The following is a 2,548-nucleotide window of genomic DNA, read 5'->3' as shown; positions in this document are numbered from 1 at the left end:
TGTGCAGAGGCGTGGAAGAAGGACCCCCTAAGGGGGTGATGGGCGCCGAAGAGGGACCCCTCATTCCGATGGTTTAGGCACGGCCGCTTGGGTTCAGCCAGGCGGTCGAGATCGGGATGTTGGTGGTGGAGACAGTAGTTCGGATTCGCCGTGAGCACGCGGCGGGCAAGGCTATCAAGGCGATCGCGCGGGATCTGAGGCTGTCGCGCAAGGTGGTGCGCAAGGCGATCCGGGCAGAGGAAGGCGCGTTCAGCTACCAGCGCACGACGCAGCCGTTTCCGAAGATCGGGCCGGTGCGCGAGCGGCTGGAGCAACTGTTGGTCGAGAACGAGGCGCGGCCCCGGCGGGACCGGTTGAAGCTGACCCGGGTCTGGGACCTGCTGGTGCGGGAAGGCTACGACGGCTCCTATTGCTCGGTGCGGCGCTATGCGGCGCGCTGGCGCGAAGAGACCAGGACGGCGCCGGGCGACGGCGGGACGGCGTTCGTGCCGCTGATGTTCCAACCGGGCGAGGCGTTCCAGTTCGATTTCAGCCACGAGGATGTGGAGATCGCCGGCCAGCCGCTGCGGGTGAAGGTGGCCCATGTTCGCCTGTGCGCATCGCGGGCGGTCTATCTACGGGCCTATCCGCGCGAGACCCAGGAGATGGTGTTCGACGCCCACCAGCGGGCCTTCGTCTTCTTCGGCGGCGTGCCCATGAGGGGCATCTACGATAATATGAAGACCGCCGTGGACGCCGTGTTCGTCGGCAAGGAGCGGGTCTTCAACCGGCGCTTCCTGCTGATGGCCGACCACTACATGTTCGAGCCGACGGCCTGCACGCCGGCTGCGGGCTGGGAGAAGGGGCAGGTCGAGAACCAGGTGAAGATCAGCCGCGACCGGTTCTTCAAGCCGCGTCTGCGCTTTACCAGCCTGGAGGAGCTCAACGGTTGGCTGGAAGCGGAGTGCCTGCGCTGGGCCCGCCAGCATCCCCATCCCGAGCAGGGCGAGATCACCCTGGCTCAAGCCCTTCAGGCCGAGCGGCCGGCGCTGCAGCCGATCCTGGCCCCCTTCGACGGCTTCCACGAGGTCGATCACGCCGTGACCGGGACCTGCCTGATCACCTTCGACCGCAACCGCTACTCGGTGATGGCCAAGGCCGCCAAGCGCACGGTGCAGGTGCGAGCCTATGCCGATCGCATCGTCGTGCGCTGCGCCGGCGAGGTGGTGGCCGAGCACGCCCGCTGCTTCGGCCGGGGCCGCACGGTCTACGATCCCTGGCATTACCTGCCGGTCCTGGCTCGCAAGCCCGGCGCCCTGCGCAACGGCGCGCCGTTCCAGGACTGGTCGTTGCCGCCGGCCCTGACCCGGCTGAAGCACAAGCTGGGCCGCGGCGACGAGGCCGATCGGCGCTTCGTGCGGGTGCTGGCGGCGGTGCTGGTCGATGGCCTGGACGCCGTCGATGACGCGGTCCGCGAAGCCCTGGACGCCGGCGCCGCCAGCGACGATCTCATCATCACCATCCTGGCCAGGCGGCGCGAGCCGCCAGCGCCGCCGCAGATCACCACCTCGGACGCCTTGGCCCTGAGCCACCCGCCGATCGCCGACTGCGCCCGTTACGACCAGCTACGAGGCTCCCGTGCAGCGGCATGAGATGATCGAGGCCTTCGCCCAGCTGGGTCTGAAGGGCATGGCCGGGGCCTTCGACGAGACGGTCACCACGGGATTACAACGCAACCGCACGGCCATGCAGATCCTCGCCGATCTGCTCAAGGCCGAGACTACCCATCGCCAGGCCGCCTCCATCCGCTATCGCCTGGCCGCCGCCAAGCTGCCGATGATGAAGGACCTGGCGGCCTTCTCCTTCGGCGGATCGCCGATCAACGAAGGCCTGGTCCGCTCCTTGCACGACGGCGCCTTCCTGGCTAACCATCGCAACATCGTCCTGGTCGGCGGAACAGGCACCGGCAAGACCCACCTGGCCATCGCCATCACCGCCAACGTGGTCCGCGCCGGCGCCCGCGGCCGCTACTTCAACACCGTCGATCTGGTCAACCAGCTGGAGGACGAAGCCCGCCGCGGCAAGGCCGGGACCCTGGCCGCCCAGCTCTCCCGCCTCGATCTGGTGATCCTCGACGAGCTGGGCTACCTGCCCCTCGCCCAGGCCGGCGGCCAGCGGCTGTTCCATCTGGTCAGCAAACTCTACGAGCGCACCTCGGTGATCATCACCACCAACCTCGCCTTCGGCGAGTGGCCCTCCGTCTTCGGCGACCCCAAGATGACCACGGCCCTGCTCGACCGGCTCACCCACCACTGCGACATCGTCGAGACCGGCAACGACAGCTGGCGCCTGCGCAACCGCAGCTGAGCATCGGTCCAACCGCCAACTTATCCACAATCTGTTCAACCTCCCCCCAGACCCCCCTCCGGGCCCGGCTGAAACCTCAGCGGCTCACCCGGCGGCCAGGCGCTGCGCTACGCATGGCTCCGCGCCTCGCCGCCACGCAGCGCTACGAAGAGGGGGTCCTTTTCGGCGCCCATTGAGGGTCCCGATTGCGAGCCGTTTGACA

2 protein-coding genes are annotated in these 2,548 nt (G+C 68.2%); both read left to right on the top strand.

Annotated features, from left to right (window positions below):
* Positions 1-116 precede the first annotated feature (116 nt).
* Entirely contained in the window at positions 117-1,631 is a 1,515-nt protein-coding gene (gene istA, locus VGC77_RS19005) for an IS21 family transposase (protein ID WP_331173126.1), read from the top strand.
* Entirely contained in the window at positions 1,618-2,346 is a 729-nt protein-coding gene (gene istB / locus VGC77_RS19000) for an IS21-like element helper ATPase IstB (protein WP_331173125.1), read from the top strand. The genes istA and istB overlap by 14 nt, the downstream gene beginning before the upstream one ends.
* The last annotated feature ends 202 nt before the right edge of the window (positions 2,347-2,548 follow it).

Origin of the sequence: Rhodopseudomonas sp. (assembly GCF_036404135.1) — a bacterium.
GTDB lineage: Bacteria > Pseudomonadota > Alphaproteobacteria > Rhizobiales > Xanthobacteraceae > Rhodopseudomonas_A.
This window is presented reverse-complemented; position numbering and strand designations above follow the sequence as displayed.